This window comes from Thiothrix lacustris DSM 21227, assembly GCF_000621325.1.
Lineage (GTDB): Bacteria > Pseudomonadota > Gammaproteobacteria > Thiotrichales > Thiotrichaceae > Thiothrix > Thiothrix lacustris.
Genome location: NZ_JHYQ01000002.1, coordinates 132264 through 148963, shown reverse-complemented (window position 1 = coordinate 148963; position 16700 = coordinate 132264). Strand labels below are relative to the sequence as shown.

The 16700-nt window shown below is 51.6% G+C and carries 17 protein-coding genes; 7 read left to right on the top strand and 10 right to left on the bottom strand.

The window, feature by feature from the left end; translation table 11 throughout:
• The first annotated feature begins 126 nt into the window (after positions 1-126).
• Positions 127-1986 carry a 3'-5' exonuclease gene (locus Q394_RS0102165; RefSeq protein WP_038140163.1) on the top strand — a complete coding sequence of 620 codons (1860 nt, stop codon included), beginning with the start codon at positions 127-129 and terminating at the stop codon, positions 1984-1986.
• Here the strand turns inward: Q394_RS0102165 and Q394_RS0102160 are convergent.
• Together Q394_RS0102160 and Q394_RS18795 are read right to left on the bottom strand one after the other, a co-directional pair.
• Entirely contained in the window at positions 1983-2996 is a 1014-nt protein-coding gene (locus tag Q394_RS0102160; RefSeq protein WP_028487829.1) for a potassium channel family protein, read from the bottom strand. The two genes, Q394_RS0102165 and Q394_RS0102160, sit on opposite strands and share 4 nt — an antisense overlap.
• Positions 2993-3325, bottom strand: a complete 333-nt coding sequence (locus Q394_RS18795) for a hypothetical protein (RefSeq protein WP_038140161.1) — start codon at positions 3323-3325, stop codon at positions 2993-2995. The genes Q394_RS0102160 and Q394_RS18795 overlap by 4 nt, the downstream gene beginning before the upstream one ends.
• 175 nt (positions 3326-3500) lie before the next feature.
• Here Q394_RS18795 and Q394_RS0102150 point away from each other — a divergent pair, with 175 nt between their 5' ends.
• Positions 3501-4340 carry a hypothetical protein gene (locus Q394_RS0102150; protein WP_028487828.1) on the top strand — a complete coding sequence of 280 codons (840 nt, stop codon included), beginning with the start codon at positions 3501-3503 and terminating at the stop codon, positions 4338-4340.
• Between the two features lie 146 nt (positions 4341-4486).
• Entirely contained in the window at positions 4487-6466 is a 1980-nt protein-coding gene (locus Q394_RS18790; RefSeq protein WP_051542629.1) for a peroxidase family protein, read from the top strand.
• On the opposite strand, the gene Q394_RS0102140 is transcribed toward Q394_RS18790, so the two are convergent.
• From Q394_RS0102140 to Q394_RS0102115, 6 genes are read right to left on the bottom strand one after another with little or no spacing between them, the layout of a single operon-like run.
• Positions 6444-7217: an HAD family hydrolase gene (locus tag Q394_RS0102140; protein WP_028487827.1), complete on the bottom strand. Its 774-nt coding sequence runs from the start codon at positions 7215-7217 to the stop codon at positions 6444-6446. The two genes, Q394_RS18790 and Q394_RS0102140, sit on opposite strands and share 23 nt — an antisense overlap.
• Before the next feature lie 30 nt (positions 7218-7247).
• Entirely contained in the window at positions 7248-7802 is a 555-nt protein-coding gene (scpB, locus tag Q394_RS0102135) for an SMC-Scp complex subunit ScpB (protein ID WP_028487826.1), read from the bottom strand.
• Complete coding sequence (locus tag Q394_RS0102130; protein WP_028487825.1) at positions 7803-8606, bottom strand: segregation and condensation protein A; 804 nt, start codon at positions 8604-8606, stop codon at positions 7803-7805.
• Positions 8603-9826: a tryptophan--tRNA ligase gene (locus tag Q394_RS0102125; RefSeq protein WP_028487824.1), complete on the bottom strand. Its 1224-nt coding sequence runs from the start codon at positions 9824-9826 to the stop codon at positions 8603-8605. The genes Q394_RS0102130 and Q394_RS0102125 overlap by 4 nt, the downstream gene beginning before the upstream one ends.
• A 38-nt stretch (positions 9827-9864) precedes the next feature.
• Entirely contained in the window at positions 9865-10521 is a 657-nt protein-coding gene (locus Q394_RS0102120; protein ID WP_028487823.1) for a site-2 protease family protein, read from the bottom strand.
• A 5-nt stretch (positions 10522-10526) separates the two neighbouring features.
• A complete protein-coding gene (locus Q394_RS0102115) occupies positions 10527-11153 on the bottom strand; it encodes an L-threonylcarbamoyladenylate synthase (RefSeq protein WP_028487822.1) in 627 nt (208 codons plus the stop codon).
• A 51-nt stretch (positions 11154-11204) separates the two neighbouring features.
• On the opposite strand from Q394_RS0102115, the gene Q394_RS0102110 reads away from it, so the two are divergent.
• From Q394_RS0102110 to ygfZ, 4 genes are read left to right on the top strand one after another with little or no spacing between them, the layout of a single operon-like run.
• Positions 11205-11834, top strand: coding sequence for a septation protein A (locus Q394_RS0102110; RefSeq protein WP_028487821.1), 630 nt, complete (start codon positions 11205-11207; stop codon positions 11832-11834).
• A gap of 27 nt (positions 11835-11861) precedes the next feature.
• On the top strand, positions 11862-12161 hold the full coding sequence (locus tag Q394_RS0102105; protein WP_028487820.1) for a YciI family protein: 300 nt from the start codon (positions 11862-11864) through the stop codon (positions 12159-12161).
• Between the two features lie 33 nt (positions 12162-12194).
• Positions 12195-13070, top strand: coding sequence for a peptidylprolyl isomerase (locus Q394_RS0102100; RefSeq protein WP_028487819.1), 876 nt, complete (start codon positions 12195-12197; stop codon positions 13068-13070).
• Positions 13071-13129: 59 nt separating this feature from the next.
• On the top strand, positions 13130-14158 hold the full coding sequence (gene ygfZ / locus Q394_RS0102095) for a CAF17-like 4Fe-4S cluster assembly/insertion protein YgfZ (protein ID WP_028487818.1): 1029 nt from the start codon (positions 13130-13132) through the stop codon (positions 14156-14158).
• Here ygfZ and Q394_RS18785 read toward each other — a convergent pair.
• Entirely contained in the window at positions 14137-15282 is a 1146-nt protein-coding gene (locus tag Q394_RS18785; protein WP_038140157.1) for a glycosyltransferase, read from the bottom strand. The genes ygfZ and Q394_RS18785 overlap by 22 nt on opposite strands.
• Positions 15249-16694: an oligosaccharide flippase family protein gene (locus Q394_RS0102085; protein WP_028487817.1), complete on the bottom strand. Its 1446-nt coding sequence runs from the start codon at positions 16692-16694 to the stop codon at positions 15249-15251. The genes Q394_RS18785 and Q394_RS0102085 overlap by 34 nt, the downstream gene beginning before the upstream one ends.
• Positions 16695-16700: the final 6 nt, after the last annotated feature.

The following is a 16700-nucleotide window of genomic DNA, read 5'->3' as shown; positions in this document are numbered from 1 at the left end:
CTGCCCATACAGACAAACAGAACTTTAACTTTTTCCATAAAATGACACTGCCCTTAACATTTAAGGTTTTACAAAACCGAACAACGCTATAATCGGTCAACTAACAATAAAGTACAATAAAACGGCATGGCACAACTATTAACACCCTTGCACGGCTATTTATCCAAAATGCAGGCAGGCGAAAAGCGTTTCGCCAAGCGGCTGGAGCAATGGCTGGAAGACGATTACCTCTGCTGGTACGACCTGCCCGTCGGCAAACGTCAGCGTTACGCCGATTTTATCATCGTACACCCGTTACGTGGCCTGCTGTTGCTGGAGGTAAAAGACTGGAAGTTGGATACTATCCACAGCATTGACAAGCAATTTGCTACTTTGCTCACCTCCAACGGCTTGAAGCAGGTATTCAACCCCTTGGAACAAGCACGGCAATGCGCCTACCAATTAGTCAATCAGCTTGAACAAGACCCTCAATTGCTCAGCCATACTGGCAAATACCGGGGCAAACTGGCTTTTCCCTATGGTTACGGCGTCGTACTCACCAACATTACCCGTGAACAGTTTGAAGCAACCGACCTAAACGAGGTGCTGCCATGGAATCGGGTGCTATGTAAGGATGAGATGCAGGAGTCCACCGCCCCGGAAGATTTCCAGCAATGCCTGTGGAACATGTTTGAGTACCAGTTTCCCAAACCGCTGACACTGCCCATGCTTGACCGGATACGCTGGCACCTGTTCCCGGAAATCCGTATAGGCGCAACACAAGGCTGCTTGTTTGAGGATAGCGCGGAGTCTTCAGAAGCTGATTCCGCCAGCTTGTTACCCGACATCATGAAAGTCATGGATATGCAGCAAGAGCAACTTGCCCGCAGTCTGGGCACAGGGCATCGGGTAATTCACGGGGTAGCGGGTTCCGGCAAAACCTTGATTCTGGGGTTCCGCTGCCTGTACTTGGCCAGCCTGTTACACAAACCGATTTTGGTGTTGTGTTACAACATTGCCCTAGCGGCACGGTTGCGGGTATTGATGCAGGAACAAGGGATTGCTGACCGGGTGAATGTTTACCACTTTCACGACTGGTGTGCGGAATTGCTGCGCCACCACCACGTTGACCCGCCTGCTTATGGCGCTGACTATCTGGGGACACTGGTGCAAACCGTTATACAAGCCGTCGCCAGCGGGCATATTCCGCGTGGGCAATACGGCGCGGTGATGATCGACGAAGGCCACGATTTCCAACCTGACTGGCTGAAACTGGTCAGTGGCATGGTTGACCCAGAAACCGATTCCCTGCTGTTGTTGTACGATGATGCCCAATCCATTTACAGCAAAGACAAGGGGCTGAATTTCAGTTTATCCAGTGTCGGCATCAATGCACGAGGGCGTACCACCGTGCTAAAACTCAACTACCGCAATACCGATGAAGTCTTTAGTTTTGCCCATCACTTTGCCAGATCTTACCTGCAAGCCTTGGATAGTGATGAAGACCACATACCCCTGCTAACCCCACAATCTGCCGGGCGGCACGGACTCGAACCCGAACTGCGTCACTTCGACAGCTTTAGCAAAGAAACCAGAACCATCGCGTACTGGCTGCAACACTGGCACGACAACCGCAATATGGCATGGTCGGAGATGTGTGTTGTTTACCGCCACACACCACAGGGTAGGCAACTGCATGAGGCGTTACAGGCCGCCGCCATTCCCTGCCAATGGCTGGATTCCACCAAAACCAAAAAACAGTTTAACCCTCATGATGACAGCGTGAAACTGATGACCATGCACAGCAGCAAGGGGCTGGAATTTCCACTAGTCGTGGTGGCTGGGCTAGGTTTCATGCCCGAGGAAGGCCAAGATATACAAGCGGAAGCCAAGCTACTGTACGTTGCCATAACCCGCTCGACCGAAAAGCTGTTGCTGACATACCATCAGGAAACAGTTTTCACGCGTCTTATGCAAGGCCATCAAACAGAACTTGTCACCCATTAACGCTGCCGTTTGGCGGGGCGTACATGGATATGCCCCGGCGGATGTTTGATCACAATCGGCTGGGCACAATGCGGGCAGTTGGTATAGGTTTGCAAACGGGTTTCTTGCTTGACCTCTTCAAAAATCAAATGCGCTTCCGCCCGACTGATGCCAATCGTGACCCGCATTTTTTCCAGATAACGTAGGCCGCCGAAATCCAACTTACCGTTTTCCATGGTACGCACTAACTCGGTGCGAAAACGCTCCCCACGCCGCTTCAACTCATTGATCATACCAGAAGCCAGAATCGCGGCTGGCAAGGCTGCCACTGCAATCCCGGTCACGATAATGATGCCACTGAACACCTTGCCGACTAAGGTTATTGGCACAACATCACCATACCCAACAGTTGCCACGGTAACGGCTGACCACCACAAAGCGCGTGGAATACTCCCGAATTTATCAGGCTGGATATGCCCTTCCACCAAATAAATACCCGTGGCAGACAGCAGCACCAACATACACAGAATAAACAGGGCAGACACCAAATTGTCAGCCTCTTGTCGTAACACCGTCAACAACAGCTCCAGCGAATGGGAATAACGGGTCAGTTTCAACAAGCGCAGTAGCCGCAAACTGCGTAATACCCGTAAATCTGCCACACCCCAAAAAAAACTCAGGTAAAACGGCACAATAGCCAGTAAATCAACCAGAGCCATCGGCGTCAGCATGTAACGCCCGCGCCCACCAATCGGGTGTTTAAAGTGGAGCTGCTCAGCTTCGGTACAAACCCACAAGCGCAGCACGTACTCCAGCGTAAAAATAATAACGGAACTTGCTTCAAACCACGTAAAAAAGGGCTTGTAAGCCTGATATAGCGAGTGTTCAGATTCCGCCACCACTGCCAACACATTCACCACCACTAACAACATCAGAAAGCGGTTAATCAGTATTGCCCATACACCGCCCTTTTGTTGCTCCAGCGCCAGATACAACCAACGCTGAGCATTATTAAACGGTGCTCGACTCACAGATGGCTGCGAATCTTCTGATACAACGCGGTGAGTTCCTCACCCAGCTCATGTATTTCCTCCATCACTTCAAGACGAATATCTTCCGCCTTATCAGTAATTTTGTGTTGCAGCTTGTCCACATCCTCTCCCAGATCGTGGATTTCATCCTTGGCTTTCAGATTCCACTCCCAGCCAATATCACGTAAACGCAACTGCATATTTTGCCATTTGGTTTCAGCCTGTTCCAACTCTTCACGCGCTTCCAGACCCAGCAAATGCAAGCGTACTCGCAACTCGCCACGATCACTGCCCAATGTTTCAAGCAGTTGCTGTAATTTTTCTTTCATGATGTAACCTCCATTGATAACCTTAGTTTAACTATAACCTTCTCATTGGAATTAGGCACTGTCATTGATCAAGGAATGGAACTTTTCAGTGCAAGCAAGGCTCTATGAACCTAAATCCACACAGGTATTCGTGCGTGAATACCTATTTCGTTTTACAAGAAAACAAGGGCTTATCATGAAAAAAATAGTATTGTCACTAGCAATCATCGCTGGTTTGGGATTATCTGCGTGCGCACCAATGAACCAGCAAGTCACCTCTCCTACCCCCACCGTAGTTCCCGCCAAAGACTTGAATTGGATTGCCGACAAAGTATATAAAAATGAAACAAGTGGCAATCCGACGTTGCTAGTAGTCTGGAACGACCGCGAAGAATTCGCCTCCCTCGGCATCGGTCATTTCATCTGGTATCCCGCTGGAAATCCGGGGCCTTACACCGAAACCTTCCCCGGCCTGATCGACTACACCAAAGCACAAGGTGTACCCATTCCAGCATGGCTAACCAACCGTCCAGCTCGCACCGCCCCTTGGATTAACAAAGCCGCCTTCGAACGAGCGCGTAATGACCCAGAAATGCAGCAATTGCGCTCATTCCTACAACAAACCATGAATATTCAGGCCAATTACATGTCAGAACGCCTGACTCGCGCCCTCCCAACCATGCTGGCACAAGTCGCGCCGCAGGATCGTGACCGGGTACTCAACAATTATCAGGCCATCGAAAAAACCCAACGCGGCCTCTACCCGCTGCTGGATTACGTCAATTTCAAAGGCGAAGGCACTAGCCCAACCGAACGTTACAACGGCCAAGGCTGGGGTTTGTTGCAAGTATTGCAGGCCATGCGCCCGGTAACGGCAGGGCCCCAGGCACTGGATGAATTTGCCCGCGCAGCCGAAGAAGTGCTCACTCGTCGCATCGCCAACTCCTCACCAGAACGTGGTGAAGCCAAATGGCTACCCGGCTGGCGCAATCGTTTGAACACTTACCGCGCTCAAGCCCTATTAAGTGCTTACTAATGCTCTGCATCAGTAACCGCTTATCTATAAAATATTAGCGGTGGGAAATATCAACCTTGCTACGCCAGCCTCGTCTGGCGTATTTTTTGGGCACAATTAACCAAGGATTTTTTTCAACGGACTGATCCCAAACAAGGATTTATGACATGCAAACCATTGACAATAATGCCCGCTCCTCATCGCAAAGATATGGGCAAACTTCCAGCTCTAGTAATACATCAAGCAGCAACCAAATCGTAACGCCACAAGCCATCGGCGCACTGTTCCAATTACCTGGCTACAACAGTGGTAACAGTGGCAACAAAAATCCGTTACAGAATGTTTTCAATCTGATACAGCAATTGATCACACAACTAGGACAAAACTGCGGTACTACCTCCAATACAACGGAATACCGTAGCATTGATGGCTCTGGTAATAACAAAAAGCATCCTGAATGGGGTTCCGCCAACCGTAACGACTTGCGCAAAACCGTCCCACAGGACAGCAGCCGCGAACCCGGCGGTACAACTGAACAGCGCCTCCCCAATCCACGCGATGTCAGCAATGCTGTTGTGGCGCAGGATGGCAATACTGTCAACCAAAAAGGTTTGAGCGATCTGTTTTGGATGTGGGGACAATTCCTCGACCATGATATTACCCTAACACCCACCAGCACTGCCCTCGCAGATCACGCCAATATTGCTATTCCCGCAGGTGACCCGGTGTTTGACCCCAATAATACCGGCACTGCCAGCCTGAGCTTTGAACGCAGCACCAGCACCACAGATGCCAACGGTCAAAAGCAGCAAACCAACGCCATTACAGCCTTCATTGATGGCTCCAATGTTTATGGTTCTGACGCCACCTATGCTGACAAATTACGCTCCCATGAGGGCGGCAAAATGCTGATGTCCGCAGGTGACATGATGCCAATGGAAAACAATAAGTTTCTGGCTGGGGATATCCGTTCCAATGAAAATATCGGCTTGGCTTCCATGCATACCCTATGGGTACGTGAGCATAACCGTCTGGCTGACGAGTTGGCACAACAACATCCCAAGTGGAGCGATGAGCAAGTCTATCAGGAAGCCCGTAAAACCAACGTCGCCCAAATGCAGGCCATTACCTATAACGAGTTCCTACCAGAACTGCTAGGTGATAAGGGACTCCCCAAGTACACAGGCTACAAGTCGAACGTCAACCCGGAAATTGATAATGCCTTTGCAACCGCCGCATTCCGTCTGGGGCATACCATGCTTTCCTCCAACCTGTTACGGCTGGATGAAAGCGGTCAAGAAATCCCCGAAGGCAACGTAGCGCTGCGGGACGCCTTCTTCCGCCCTGATAAAGTACAGGAAGCAGGCATCGACCCTATTTTACGTGGTGCAGCTTCGCAAACTGCGCAAGCGGTTGACCCAATGATTGTGGATGATGTGCGTAACTTCCTGTTCGGGCAACCGGGTGCTGGTGGGTTTGACCTGGCAGCCCTCAATATCCAGCGCGGGCGTGATCATGGTTTGGCAGGCTACGGCGATGCACGGGAAGCACTTGGCTTAAAATCCGTCAATAGCTTCGACTCCAATGTTTGGCGCGAAGGCTTCGGCGCAAAGTTGGCAAGCGTTTATGACAGCCCTGCGGATGTGGACTTGTGGGTAGCTGGGTTGGCGGAAAAGCCAGTAGGTGACTCTCTATTTGGCGAAACATTCACTGCCATTCTGAGTGATCAATTCACCCGCTTACGTGATGGTGACCGTTTCTTCTACCAGAACCAGTTCTCAGGGCAGCAGCTCAAAGACCTGAATAACCTGAAGCTATCGGACATCCTCGAACGTAATACTGACTTTGATAACGTGCAGAAAAACGCGTTTGTGGCATCTAATATTCACCTGAGCGCACAGCCTCAAGCTACAACGACAACAGCAACAGCCTCGACGACAGCAGTAACACCAACGACAACCAAAAATGTCCAGCAGTCGCCGGTCACTCAATCTGGTAACAGCACTGTAAAGTCATCACTCGGCGTTAACACCACTCGCTCATCAATGACTGATTTAATTCAGCAAATGATGCAATCTGGCAAACCCATAACTACTCAACAAATCCGCGATCTGATGCAATCCATCAGAAACGGGCATATTGGCTAAACACCTGCTGTAATAAGTCGAGCGTGACGTAGGTATTCGTACCTGCGTCACCGCTCAATACGGTGAATGGCGCATCAGCCTCGCCAAACTGATCAACCACCAACACAGCTTTACTGAAATCATGATCACGGGTGTAGTCATTGATAGTCACAATGGTTTTCAGATTAGCTGCTGTGGAAGAACGGATCCCGTTGTCAGAATCTTCAAACGCCAAACATTCCTCAGGTCGCAAACCCATCATTTCCATCGCATACAGATAAATGTCGGGGGCGGGCTTTTTCTTAGGCACAATATCACCGGCAGCAATGCACTCAAACCAGCCAATAGATTCTTCACCCAAGGTAGCTTTCAACAGGTACGTGACATTTTCTGGGGTTGTGGTGGTAGCAATTCCCAAGCGCAATCCAGCAGCACGCGCTTCACGGATCAAACGTTCTGCCCCAACGCGTAGCGGAATCTCCCCTGCTTGCAACATGGCTAAATAGAAATGGGTCTTGCGCTTGTGCATTCGCGCCGCAAACTCGGCTATACCCTCTTCTGGAGTGAAGTCCGGCAGGTATTTTTCCACAAAGTAACGAATCCGCTCTTTGCCACCCGTAACCGTCAACAGGTCAGCATAAAGCTCGACACTCCAATCCCAATCCAGACCGGCTTCACGGAAAGCCTTGTTAAAAGCGGGGCGATGCCCGTCACGTTCAGTATCGGCGAGCGTACCGTCTACATCGAACAATAATGCGGTGAGCTGTGGCATGGTGTTCTCCTGAATTTTTGTTAGCGCATTCTAACTGCCCACCAACTCCAACTGCAATTTATCCACATCCAACTCCTTCATTTCCACCAAACTGGGCAAATCATCCAGCGATTTGAGGTTGAAATAATCCAGAAAATGCCGGGTTGTACCAAGCATTTCCGGCCGACCCGGCACTTCCTTGTGGCCGATCACCCGCACCCAGTCCCGTTCCAGCAAAGTCTTGATCACATTGGCATTGACCGCCACCCCGCGTACTTCTTCGATTTCCCCACGCGTGATCGGTTGCCGCCAAGCAATCAGCGCCAGCGTTTCCAGAAAAGCACGGGAATATTTTGATGGGCGACTATCCTCGTGGCGCTGCACCCACGGTTGGAAAGCCACACGGGTTTGCAAACGAAACCCACTGGCGGTTTCTTTCAGCTCAAAGCTTTGGCCAGCACAAGCGGCTGCAAGCCCCTGCAAGGCGACGCGGATACCAGCACGCGACAGGGCTTCTTCTGGGGAGAAATAGCCTTCGAGTTGTTCGAGGGATAAGGGTTTATCCGCCGTCAACAAGATGGCTTGCAGGGTCATCATCACATCCATTTAACGCTCCAGCGCTTTATCGGCTGCCCGAATATACAACGGTGCATAGGCTTCATCACCTTGTGTCACGTCGATCAAATGCGCTTTGAGCAATTCCAGCACCGCCATCAAAGAAACCACGACCCCGCGTCGCCCTTCTTCCACCCGGAACAGGTTTTCAAATGGTACGAAAGGGTGAGCCTGCAAGATCGCCAACACATGCGTCATGCGTTCGCGAATCGACAAATGTTCACGCCGAATCTGGTGGGAAGTAAACATATCCGCCCGTTTCAACACATCCTGAAACGCCAGCAGCAATTCGCGCAAACCCACTTCTGGTGGTGGGCGCGGCGTTTTAGGGAAATCGGCAAGCGTCTGCGCCACCCAGTGCTCACGTTCCAGACGCGGCAAAGTGTCCAGATCAGCTGCCGCTTGCTTGCACTGTTCGTACTCCTGCAATTGGCGCATCAAGTGGGCACGGGGGTCGTCTTCTTCCACCACATCGGTATAGCGCGGCAACAGCAGACGTGACTTGATTTCCGCCAGCATCGCGGCCATGAGCAAGTATTCAGCCGCTAGATCCAGCTTAAAATCCTTCATCAGCTCAACGTAAGCCACGTATTGCTCGGTAATCTGGGCAATAGGAATGTCGCAAATATTGAAATGCTGACGGCGAATCAGGTACAGCAGCAGGTCTAGTGGCCCCTCAAAGGCTTCCAGAAACACTTCCAATGCATCGGGAGGGATGTACAAATCCTCGGGCATGGTGATAACGTGCTCACCACGCACCACCGCCCACGGCATTTCTTTCTGCACAACACTCATCGCTGATGATGGGTAAAGCGCATTGCTTCCATGACATCGGCTAAGGTTTCACGGGCCACCTGACGTGCCGATTCTGCACCTTCGCGCAGAATGTCACGTACCCGGCCACGGTTTTCTTCAAACTCGGCAGCACGTCGCTGGATTGGGGCAAGTTCAGCTTGCACCGCTGCAATCACCGGCTGCTTACATTCCAGACAACCAATGCCCGCACTGCGGCAACCTTCCTGCACCCACTGCTTGGTGGTCTCGTCGGAATAGATTTCATGGAACTGCCACACCGGGCATTTCGCCGGGTCGCCGGGGTCAGTGCGGCGACCGCGTGCCGGGTCAGTCGGCATGGTGCGGATTTTCTTTTCCACACTCTCTGGCGCTTCCCGCAAGGCAATGGTGTTGTTGTAGGATTTGGACATCTTCTGCCCATCCAACCCCGGCATTTTCGAGGCTTTGGTCAAGGCTGCTTGTGGCTCAGGCAGGATAATTTTGCCGGAACCTTCCAAATAACCAAACAAGCGTTCACGGTCGCCCAGTGACAGATTTTGCTGCGATTCCAGCAGGGCGCGGCCTATTTCCAGCGCTTCGCCACTGCCTTGTTCCTGATACTGACGGCGCAGATCACGGTACATTTTCGCCTGCTTCTTGCCCATTTTAGTGGCGGCTTGTTCAGCCTTTTGCTCGAAATCCGGCTCTTTCCCATACAAATGGTTGAAGCGTCGCGCCACTTCGCGGGTCAGCTCAATATGCGCCACTTGATCTTCACCGACGGGCACGCGGTCAGCCTTGTACACCAGAATGTCAGCCGATTGCAGCAGCGGATAGCCCAGAAAACCGTAAGTCGCCAGATCGCGTTCCTTGAGTTTTTCCTGCTGATCTTTATAGGTCGGCACCCGTTCCAGCCAGCCCAGCGGGGTAATCATCGACAGCAGCAAGTGCAATTCGGCGTGTTCCGGCACATGCGACTGGGTGAAAATCGTGGCAGAACTGGGGCTAATCCCTGCCGCCAGCCAGTCAATCGCCATGTCTTCAACGTGCTGGGAAATGCCGCCGGGTGTTTCGTAATGGGTGGTCAGCGCGTGCCAGTCCGCCACGAAAAAGAAGCACTCGTAATTGAGCTGCATTTCCACCCAGTTTTTCAGGACACCATGATAATGCCCCAAGTGTAACAGTCCAGTCGGGCGCATCCCGGAAACGACGCGCTGGTTGTGCGAAGGCGTAGTACTCACGCAGCAGATACCTTTATTCGTATGATCAAAGCAGAGGGCTAGAGAAAAACAGTTACCAGTAATTGCGCCAAGGCATTCACCGCTGGTGCAACAATCTGATTCAGCACTCCAAAATATAATAAACCGATGACAATAAACATCCCATAAGGCTCAATCCGATCAAGATAACCGGAAAGTGACGGGGGCAGCAAACCGGATAATACCCGACCACCATCCAGTGGTGGAATCGGTAACAGGTTGAAAACCAGTAATACCAGATTAATCGTTACCCCATTTTTGCTCATGTCTGTAAAGCCACGCGCAATATTTTCATCAGGAATCAGGTGTGCAAACAATGCCAGCAAGATTATCCACATAATCGCCATGACGAGGTTTGCACCCGGCCCGGCTGCGGCCACCATCACCATATCGCGGCGGTAATGTTTCAAATTGCGGAAATTCACAGGTACAGGTTTCGCCCAGCCAAACAGGAAAGGCGAGCCAATCAGCAACAGAAAGGCAGGCACACCAATGGTTCCAACCGGGTCAACGTGCTTGATCGGATTCAGAGACAAGCGCCCCAGCATTCTTGCGGTGCTATCGCCCAGTTTATTGGCAACCCAGCCATGCGCCACCTCATGCACGGTAATGGCGAACAATACCGGGATTGCCCACGTCGCCAGCCCATACATAAAAGCGTTAATATCAAAATCCATTCGGTTTAATGCTCCACCAACCAGTCAATATTGCCCTTGCCTTCACGCAGGATAACCGGCCTTGCGTCCATCAAATCAACCACTGTGGTCGGCTCATGCCCGCAAAAACCGCCATCAATGACTAAATCCACCTGATGCTCCAGCGACAAGCGGATCTGGTAAGGGTCTACCATCGGCAAGTCTTCCCCCGGCAAGATCAGGGTGCTGGACATCAACGGCTCGTTCAATTCCTGTAACAAGGTCTGTGTGACGATGTGATCAGGCAAGCGCACCCCAATGGTCTTGCGCTTAGGGTTTTGTAAACGGCGCGGGACTTCACGGGTGGCTTGCAGGATGAAGGTATACGGCCCTGGTGTCAAAGACTTGATCAAGCGGTAATTGATATTATCCACTTGCCCATAGAGAGAAATCTCCGACAAATCGCGGCAAATCAAGGTGAAATTATGCTTGCTGTCGACTCTACGGATGCGCTGGATACGTTCCATCGCCGCCTTGTCACCGACCTGACAGCCAATCGCGTAACTGGAATCTGTTGGAAACACGACCACACCACCGTCGCGAATGATCGCAATCGCCTGACGTATCAAGCGTATCTGCGGGTTTTCTGGGTGAATTTGAAAATACTGACTCATTGTACAATTATCGTTTAGAATGTTTAACTTTAACCGATTATACCAATACGTATGAAGTTCCTGTTTGACTTTTTCCCGGTTGCACTGTTCTTTATGGTGTACAAATTTTTCGGTGAGCTGCCGCCCGCGTGGATTGCAGTCGCCAATCAGTTTCCTTTCATGACACTTAATCAGAGTGAACCGAAGGATGCCATCTTGCTGGCGACATTGGTAATCATTTTGGCGACCATTGCACAGAATGCTCTGTATTTCGCCATGCACCGCCGTTTTGAGAAGATGCATTTGATCACGCTGGCTATCCTGCTGGTATTTGGCACGCTGACCCTGTTCCTGAAAGACCCTATGTTCATCAAGTGGAAAGTCAGCATCATCAACTGGGGGTTTGCCCTCGCCTTCGTGGTCAGCCAATACGTGGGTGTGCGCAAAACCCTGGCCGAACGCATGATGGCCAGTGCCATTCAAGTACCTGCCCCCATTTGGCTGAAAGCTAACTGGCTGTGGGCAGGCTTTTTCACCTTCGTTGGCATCATCAATCTGATCGTTGCTTACAACTTCAGTGAAGAGGCTTGGGTAGATTTCAAACTGTTTGGGGTGCTGGGGCTAACCTTTGCCTTCATCATTGCCCAAGTGTTCTACCTGCAACGGCACGCACTCGAAACCACCGAAGAACCGACTAAATAGTTACAAAACGTTAAGGACACTATCCCCATGTTATATGTCATTATTGGCGAAGATGTTGAAAACAGTCTGGCACAACGGCTTGCAGCACGCCCGGCACATCTGGAACGTCTGCACGCGTTGCTTGACGCAGGCCGTCTGTTTGTTGCTGGCCCCAACCCCGCGATTGATAGTAACGATCCGGGAGACGCGGGCTTTAGCGGCAGCGTCATCATTGCTGAATTCGACTCACTGGAAGCGGCACAAAGCTGGGCAGACGCCGACCCTTACAAGGCAGCCGGGGTTTACCAACACGTGACCGTCAAACCGTTCAAAAAAGTTTTACCCTAATTGATTGAATACTGACAGAGGAAAAATCTGACAATGCGTTTCAAAACTAACAATATCATCGCAACCGGGCTGGTTGGGTTAACACTTATCGCGACTAGTCTTTACGCTGCGGATGAGAACAAAGTCACCGTCGCAACCGTCAATGGCACTGCTATTACGCAAGACACCCTGAACAACGTGATGGGTATGGTCGGTGGTATGCCGGGGGCACAAGTTGACAAAAAGTCCATCCTTGACGACTTGATTATTACTGAACTGGCACGTCAAGAAGCCAACAAAGCAGGCTTAACTGACCGTCCTGAAATCCAAGAAAAAATCAAGGAAGCGACTGACCGCATAGTGCTGAACACTTGGACTCAGGAAAAGGCCACCTCTTTCAAACCGACCGATGACGAGCTAAAAAAAGCCTACGAAGACCGCACTAGTGGTGAAAAGATTGAATACAAAGCTCGCCACATCCTGATGAAAACCAAGGCAGAAGCTGACGGCATCATCAAGGAACTCGACAACAAAGTCGACTTTGCTGACCTAGCAAAGAAATCTTCCGATGGTCCATCCGCGAGCCAAGGTGGTGACTTGGGTTGGTTCAAACCCAGCACAATGGTCAAACCATTTGCTGATGCTGTTGCCAAAATGGAACCAGGTACTTATACCAAAGAACCGGTACAAACGGATTTCGGCTGGCACGTTATCAAGCTGGAAGAACGCCGTGACGTAAAGCCACCAGAACTTGAAACCCTCAAGCCACAACTGGAACGTGAATACCAGCAGAAAAAAATGCTGGCATACATGGATGAGTTAAAAGCCAAGGCAGACATCAAAGTAACCCTGCCTGCTGAAGCAGCTAAACCAGCAGCAGACGCAACCGCTCCAGCACCGGCTGATGCGAAGACTGAAGAAAAGAAATAAGATTATGGCAGGGGCGAACAGCGTGTCGCCCCTGCATCACAATCACCAATGGAGTTGTCATGAAAGCAGAATGGAAAAATTTTCTTATTGATCACGGTGCGGAGTTCACTGGCGATTCACTCATTTCTTTTGGCAACCCTGATCGCGAACGACGCATCCCCCCCCAAGGTGCCATCCTCTGTGACCTGTCACACTTCGGTTTGATCAGTGTCAGCGGCGAAGATGCCACCACCTTTTTACAAGGTCAGTTGACCAACGACATTAATCAAGTCACCGATAGCCTGTCGCAACTGAGCGCCTATTGCACCCCCAAAGGCCGTACACTCGCCACCTTTTTCATCACCAAACGCCAAGGCGTTTACTACCTGAGCGTATCGCGGGATTTGCTCGAACCCATCCTCAAACGCCTGCGTATGTATGTGATGCGTTCTAAAGTAGCGGTGGAAGATGCCAGTGCCAGCCTGGTGCATTTCGGTTTTGCCGCGCCGGATGGTGATGTGCGCATCAAGGAAATCCTCGGCAAAGTGCCCGTTAACGCCTACGATACCCTACAAATCGGCGGCCTGACCCTTATGCGCCAGCCTGCACCGATTCCACGCTTCAAAGTTCTCGGTGAGTTAGATGAAGCCCGCAAACTGTGGGAACGCATCAACGTCAACGCTGCCTGTGTTGGGCGTAGCAGTTGGGAATATTTCAACGTCCTCTCCGGCGTACCCATGGTGACACAAGCTAGCTCGGAGGCATGGGTTCCGCAAATGCTGAACATGCACCTGATTAATGGCGTGAGTTTCAGTAAAGGTTGCTTCCCCGGTCAGGAAATCGTTGCCCGCCTGAAATACCTCGGCAAAAGCAAGCGCCAGATGTACCGCATCGGTATCCCCCATTGCATCAACGTCCCCGCTGTCGGCACTCACTTTGGCAGCGCGACTGACCCGGAAGCAGGCACTATCCTCAATGCAACCCTCAACCCGGATGGTTACGTGGAAGCACTCGCGGTGATGAAAATTGCCGAAGTCACCAACCCCTTGCACTTCGGCGACTACGCAGTGAAGGTGCTGGAATTGCCCTACGCGCTAGAAACTGAGTAAGTTTCACCCTGCAACAATTGGCGGTAAGCCGTTACCACTGCATCCAGACTGTAACGGCTTGCCACTCGCTGCTGCGCCAATTCCCCCAACACCTGACGCTGCGCAACACTCTGTTGCAACAAGGTCGACCACGCTTCAGCCAAAGCAGACGAATCGTTGACGGGTACGATTAACCCGGTATCCGCCACGAACTCAGCAATATCGCCCACATCCGTGGCCACACAGGGAACGCCTTCCGCCATCGCTTCTGCCAGAAACAGCGGAAATGCCTCACGTTGCGACGACAGCGTAGCAATATCCAGTGCCGCAATCAGGCGAGCAGCATCGGTGCGCACCCCCAGCAAATGCACTTTGGTCTTATCGGGAATGTTTTCCAGCAAGGCTTGTAGTGCTGGATTACCTGCATCCATGCCCTCCCCCGCCAGCAGAAAATGCGCTGATGCCCCCCTTTCCTGCAACAGCCGGATAGCCTGCATCAGATTGGGAATGTCTTTTTCAGGCACATAGCGGGTCAAGCTGCCGATCAGCATGGCATCAGCAGGAATCCCCAACTCCTCACGCACCGCAGCCGCTTGCTCTGCTCGATGATTGTTTTTACCCAAAGGAATGCCATTGGCGATCACTTGCGCGTGTTGGGTCACATAACCCAGTTCGGCATGGCGTTGCATACTGCGGCGTGACACGTACACAATCCGCTGCGGGAAGCGCGACAGCCAACGCCCAAGTTTGAGGATAAAAGCATGTTGGGCACGTTCCAGCGTGGCTTTTTCGGGGGTATGGTGCATTCCCCACAGCAGTACCGGGCGGCATCCGGCGAACAGCCACGCCAAGGTTGCAAACACATTGCCATGATGCATCCAGCCGTGAATCACACTCGGTTTAATCGTTCGTACCAGACCAAACAGGCGCGGCAACAACCACGGCAATTGTTTCAGCCGGTTCAAACCCAGCACATGCACCGGAATGCCTGCCTGTTCAAACTGTTGCTGGACACCGTTCACCTCCACCAGCGAGATCACAAACGGGCGGTATTCGCTGCTGAATTCCGAGCTTGCCAGATTCAACAAAGCTTTTTGCGCACCACCAACACTCAGCGAGGTGATGACATAGAGAATGTTGCCCATCCCAGCCTCCCTTTGACTAATTGGCGCACATTGCCAATATCCAGCAGCCAGACCAACGTTGCATAGGTCAAAACACCCAGCAGGATTTGCAAGGCAACCCGGTATGCGCCATGCACCAACGATTCCGGCAATTGCCCCATCAGCCCGTACATGACCAAAGCCGCCAGCAAAATTTTGCCAACATCCAGCACTGGCATAGTCAATGCAAAATGCTGCCTGCCCAGATAATAACCGTACACCAGACAAATCAGGTACGCCGCAATCGACGCCAACGTTGCCCCCAGCAACCCATAGGAGGGAATCAATACCAGATTCAATACTACATTCACCACTGCCGCCACACCCACGACCTTGACTGAGCCAGCGGTATACTTCGCCAACTGGAACGACAAAGACACATAGAACAAATAGGTGCAGTTAGCGAAAATGGCGATACCAATCCACGGCAATAAACTGATAGAGGTAGGCACAAATGCCGCCCCCACCAGTAACGGGATAAACGCATCGGCGATCCCCACCAGCCCAAAAATCGCCGGAATCGACACCCCCATCAACAGCACAAAATACTGCTGGAGACGGGCTTCCGCTTGTTGCTGGCCTTCCTGCTCCAGCGTGCGAATCACCACCGGATAAGCCGCCAGATTCAGCGAACTGGTCATCATCATCAAAATCTGGAACGGCAAGTTGTAAGCGACTGCATATTCACCCGCTTGCCCATACCCCAGCAGCCAGCCAATCATCACCCGGTCAGACATATGGATTACTTCCAACAAGACCAACGACAAACTCAGCGGCAAGCCATACACCAACAGGGATTTCAACACATCCCTATCCAGTCCGCGCCAGGAAAATCGGAAATGCCGCCACAAAGCACCGGAAAGCACCAGCACCAGCAAGACACCCAACACCACACCGCCAATCGCACCGAGCCACGAATAACCCGCCCATACCAGCAATAAACCACTGCCCATGGTCAGCAAGGTGCGAGTCACTTCCGCCCACACATAATGGTTAACCTTCAGGGTAATTGAGTTAATCCGCTGATAAGCCTCGTAGAAAGCCGAGCTGAGGAACACCACAAAAAATCCCGCCGCGACAGCCACCTGCCCAGTCACCAAGGCAAATATCAACGCCAACAAACCCACAAACGCGGCAATCGTCAACACCGATACGCTGATCAACTGCTCCACCGCACCTGCTGTCACATCCTGCTTGTTCCAGAAGCGCATAATGCCGACATACAGCCAACCAAACGCAAACAGGCTAACGCTCGACGCCACCACCAGAATGGTAGTAAAAACACCGTATTCCTCTGCCGACATCCAGCGCGTATACGCTGCCAGCACCACGAAACTCGCCAATGCTGGAGCCAGTTTTGCTAACAAATACAGTAAGCTGTGTTTAACGTACATACATCA